3 protein-coding genes are annotated in these 3,100 nt (G+C 56.3%); all 3 read left to right on the plus strand.

Features of this window, described 5'->3' with window-relative positions; translation table 11 throughout:
- Window positions 1–285: 285 nt before the first annotated feature.
- The 3 genes from V6D20_14145 to V6D20_14155 all read left to right on the plus strand — a co-directional run bounded on the left by V6D20_14145 (window position 286) and on the right by V6D20_14155 (window position 2,941).
- Window positions 286–690: a biopolymer transporter ExbD gene (locus V6D20_14145; protein ID HEY9816921.1), complete on the plus strand. Its 405-nt coding sequence runs from the start codon at window positions 286–288 to the stop codon at window positions 688–690.
- Between the two features lie 31 nt (window positions 691–721).
- Window positions 722–1,747, plus strand: a complete 1,026-nt coding sequence (locus V6D20_14150) for an iron ABC transporter permease (protein HEY9816922.1) — start codon at window positions 722–724, stop codon at window positions 1,745–1,747.
- A 144-nt stretch (window positions 1,748–1,891) separates the two neighbouring features.
- Window positions 1,892–2,941: an iron ABC transporter permease gene (locus V6D20_14155; protein ID HEY9816923.1), complete on the plus strand. Its 1,050-nt coding sequence runs from the start codon at window positions 1,892–1,894 to the stop codon at window positions 2,939–2,941.
- Window positions 2,942–3,100 lie beyond the last annotated feature (159 nt).

Below are 3,100 nucleotides of genomic sequence, written 5' to 3' on the forward strand. Positions count from 1 at the left end.
GAAACCCACTACGACCGTCAGAATCGGCTGAAGGAAGAGACCTTAATCAGGTAAGTCAAAAAAGGTAAGTCAGAACGGTTGAGTTTTAAGTTTTGGGTAGTGCTCAAAATTAGTAGTGATAGCGGCACAAAACTTTTGATGCTTAAAGGTTCCAGCTATAAATAGCCTTACATCTTGAGCCCTACCAAGTTTTGATTACTCTCAGATGCTTTCAGATACTCTCAGAAGGATTTTAAGTAAAGCTCAAAGCTTTTCCCTTTGCCCATTTCCCCTCCCTAACTTCCTATGTTTTTCCTCGAAGAGCCCGACGACGAGTTTGACCTGAATATCGTGCCGATGATCGATGTCATCTTTGCGATTTTGACATTTTTTATTATTTCTAGCCTGTATTTGACACGTTCTGAGTCGCTGCCGGTGAACCTGCCCAAGGCGGCCAGTGCCGAGGTGCAGGAACGGACGCGGATTGCGGTGACGGTAGAAGCATCAGGGGATATTGCGCTTAACCGAGAGGCGATCGCCCTCGAAAACCTACAAGCGGGCGTACGCGATTTGATGGGTGCAACCCAGGAGTCGGTGATTGTCATTAATGCCGATGAGGCCGTGAATCATGGCCAGGTGATCGCGGTGATGGACGAACTACGAGAGATTGAGGGCGCGACGCTGGGAATTGCCACCGAGCGGGGAGATTAGGTATCAGGTCGGTATTGTTTGATGAATTGATATGGATGCAAAGACGGTGCAATCCCAACCCCTAGCTTTTTCTAAATCACCTATATCTCTTGCGCTGGGCCTGATGTGGGGCAGTGGCCTATTACTGCTCTGCCTGCTGGGCAGCCTTTTGCTGGGGGCGGCGGATATTGCGCCGGGAACGGTGTGGCAGGCTGTCTGTCACTTTGATGGCTCGACGGAGCATTTGATTATTCGTACGGTGCGGCTGCCGAGGGCCATTTTGGCGGTGGTCGTGGGGGCAGCGCTAGCGGTGGCGGGAGCCATCACCCAGGGGCTAACGCGTAACCCGCTGGCCGCGCCTGATATTCTAGGCATCAACGTGGGAGCGGCGCTGGCGATGGTGCTAGCGGTGTTTTGGCAGGGCAACGGTAGCTATGTGGGGTTTGCCTTTGGCGGGGCGGCGATCGCTGCCGTCACCGTCTACTGGCTGGGTTCCCTGGGCCGCAGCGGCCTCACTCCCCTCAAGCTCATCATTGCGGGAGCTGCCCTGTCCTATCTGCTGAGTTCATTGACCACAGGCATTCTCATTCTCAGTCAGCGCACCCTGGATGAAATTCGCTTTTGGCTAGCCGGGTCGCTGGCCGGGCAGGATATGGCCTCAATGCTCCCTATCTTGCCCTACATGGCCGTGGGACTAGCGGTTTCCCTGGCCCTAGGGCGGCAGCTGACGCTGATGAGCTTGGGGGAGGATGTGGCCCAGGGCTTGGGGTTGCAGACGGTTTGGGTGAAGGTGGGAGCGGCGATCGCAGTTGTCCTGCTGGCGGGCAGTGCTGTAGCCCTGGCTGGCCCCATCGGCTTTGTGGGCCTGGTGGTGCCCCACGTAGTACGCTTTGTGGTCGGGGTAGACTACCGCTGGATTTTGCCCTACGCCATGATTACCGGGGGTATTTTGTTATCGGTAGCTGATACCGCCGCCCGTCTAGTGATTCGTCCCCAGGAACTACCGGTGGGCATAATGACGGCGCTGGTGGGGGCACCGTTTTTTATCTATTTGGCGCGATCGAAGATCAAGCGATAGGGAATAAGTTCATGGTGGGCGGTGCCCCCTACGAACGTCATGAAGCAGTAAGAATTCCGGCGTTATTAAGGCGGTGCATCGCTGCGTGGAAGCACCCTACACACGTCCTTAAACCTTAAACCCAACACCTCAAACTCCTCCCCCATGTCCACCACCAAACCCTGGCTTTCCATCCGCTCCCAGCGATTTCCCGTCTCGTTTCGGGTCGATCGACGGGTGCCGATTGTGCTCTGCCTATTGACCCTGGTGGCGCTGCTGTCCCTGATCTTGAACGTTAGCCAGGGAGAATATCCGGTGCCGCCGCTGGAGGTGGTCAAAACCATCCTAGGCTTTTCGTCCAGCCCCGACGACACCTTTGTGGTGAATACATTGCGCTTACCCCGCGCATTAGTGGCATTGCTGGTGGGTATGGGACTGGCAACGGCGGGGACGATTTTGCAAGGGCTGACCCGCAATCCGCTGGCAGCTCCAGAAATCATCGGCATCAATTCAGGAGCTAGTTTGGTGGCCGTGGCGCTGATTATTTTGTTCCCGCAGGTGGCAGTGGGCTGGCTGCCGCTTGCCGCGTTTTTGGGCGGGCTAGGGGCAGCGATCGCCATCTATGTTCTAGCCTGGAACGGCAGCAGCACTCCCATGCGTCTAATTCTCGTCGGCATTGGCTTGACTTCGCTGACTGGGGCCTTCACCAGCCTGATGATTACCTTCGGCAATATCTACAACGTTAGTCAGGCCTTGGTGTGGCTCACGGGCAGTGTCTACGGGCGCAGTTGGGAGCACCTGTTGCCGCTTCTGCCGTGGCTGGCAGTGTTTTTGCCGATAACCCTAGGGCTGGCAAGGGATCTCGACACCCTCAACCTAGGCGACACCCTAGCTCAAGGCCTTGGTAGCCGAGTGGAGTACAGCCGCAGCCTGCTGCTGTTGTGCACGGTAGCCCTAGCCGGAGCCTCCGTCGCCACCGCCGGCACCATTGGCTTTGTTGGGCTGATGGCTCCCCACCTAGCCCGCTACCTCGTTGGCCCTTCCCACGCCGGACTCATTCCTACAGCAGCGCTTACCGGAGCCTGCATAGTCGAACTTGCCGATATCGTGGGTCGCCTCGCCTTCGCCCCCATCGAACTACCCTGCGGCGTGATTACATCTGTGATTGGCGCACCCTATTTTCTATGGCTGCTGTATCACACCCGTAACCCGTAACTCCACCCTAAACCCTAAACCTCAAACTCTAAACTATCCTCTTCCCATGCTCACCAACACCGCTACCCAAATAGCCCTCACCACTCGCAAACTGACCCTGGCCTACGATGGCAACACCATCATTCAGAGTTTAGATTTAGCTATTCCTCAGGGCCAGAT

The sequence above is a fragment of the Candidatus Obscuribacterales bacterium genome (genome assembly GCA_036703605.1).
Classification (GTDB): domain Bacteria; phylum Cyanobacteriota; class Cyanobacteriia; order RECH01; family RECH01; genus RECH01.

What these genes read in the sequence shown, in the direction of transcription:
- V6D20_14155 (HEY9816923.1), top strand. Translation starts at nt 1,892, where the DNA reads ATGTCCACCACCAAACCCTGGCTTTCCATCCGCTCCCAGCGATTTCCC.
- V6D20_14145 (HEY9816921.1), top strand. Translation starts at nt 286, where the DNA reads ATGTTTTTCCTCGAAGAGCCCGACGACGAGTTTGACCTGAATATCGTG.
- V6D20_14150 (HEY9816922.1), top strand. Translation starts at nt 722, where the DNA reads ATGGATGCAAAGACGGTGCAATCCCAACCCCTAGCTTTTTCTAAATCA.